Raw genomic sequence first — 1,008 nt, forward strand, 5'->3', positions numbered from 1 at the left:
CTGCTCGTCGGGTTCGTCCTCTACAGCGCCCGGGCCCGCAACGCCATGCTGCCCATGCGGCTGTTCCGCTCCCGTGCCTTCGCCGGGATCAACGCGGCGAGCCTGCTGATGTTCCTCGGGATGTTCGGGTCGATCTTCCTGCTCAGCCAGTACATGCAGGGCGTGCTCGGCTACTCGCCGACCGAGGCGGGTCTGCGGATGCTCCCCTGGACCGGCATGCCCATGCTGGTCGCACCCGTCGCGGGCATCCTGGCGGACCGCATCGGAGGCCGGCCCGTGGTCGCCACAGGGCTGTTCCTCCAGGCCGCCGGTCTCGCCTACATGGCGTCCGTGGTCACCGTCGACGTCTCCTACGCCGCCCAGCTGCCCGGCCTGATCATCAGCGGGGTCGGCATGGCGCTGTTCTTCGCACCCGCGTCCCACCTGGTCATGTCCAGCGTCCGCCCCGCGGAACAGGGCATCGCGTCCGGTGCCAACAACGCCCTGCGCGAGGTCGGCGGCGCGCTCGGCATCGCGATCATGGGCTCGATCTTCGCGGCCCAGGGCGGCTACGAGACGGGCCAGACCTTCGTCGACGGGCTGCGGCCCGCCCTGGTCACCGGCGCCGCCGTGGTGACACTCGCCGGTGCCGCCGCCCTGTTCGTCCCGGGCCGCCGGCACGCCGTCGAGGCCGCCGCCGACGAGGCCGGGAGCCTGCCGGAGCGCGAGCTCCAGCCGGCCTCCCGGTGAGCTCGCCCCACCCCGCGTCCGTCCACCGAGAAAGAGAGGACCAGCTGTGCCCACGCTTCCCTGGACCACGCCGAACCCCGTTCCGCCCGGCACCGACGTGCACGTCTTCGCCTCCCGCTTCGAGACCCGCACCCTGTGGGGAGCGTTCGCCTTCTTCCTCCGCACGCCGGGCGTGTGGCGGCAGGTGAGCCGGGCGCCCGGGGCGTACGGCGCCACGCTGAAGGCCGAGGTGTTCAAGAAGACCTTCTGGACCCTGTCCGCCTGGGAGTCGCCGGCCGC

Annotated in this window: 1 protein-coding gene and 1 pseudogene; both read left to right on the plus strand. The window is 72.5% G+C overall.

Annotation, left to right across the window (positions count from 1 at the left end; translation table 11 throughout):
* Nucleotides 1-729: MFS transporter (locus ACFY5C_RS42100; protein WP_389455407.1), on the plus strand; the 729-nt coding region annotated here is incomplete at its 5' end.
* Nucleotides 730-775: 46 nt separating this feature from the next.
* Nucleotides 776-1,008, plus strand: a pseudogene (locus ACFY5C_RS42105) (DUF3291 domain-containing protein); the annotation flags it as partial.

Source organism: Streptomyces sp. NPDC012935 (genome assembly GCF_042900345.1).
Lineage (GTDB): Bacteria > Actinomycetota > Actinomycetes > Streptomycetales > Streptomycetaceae > Streptomyces.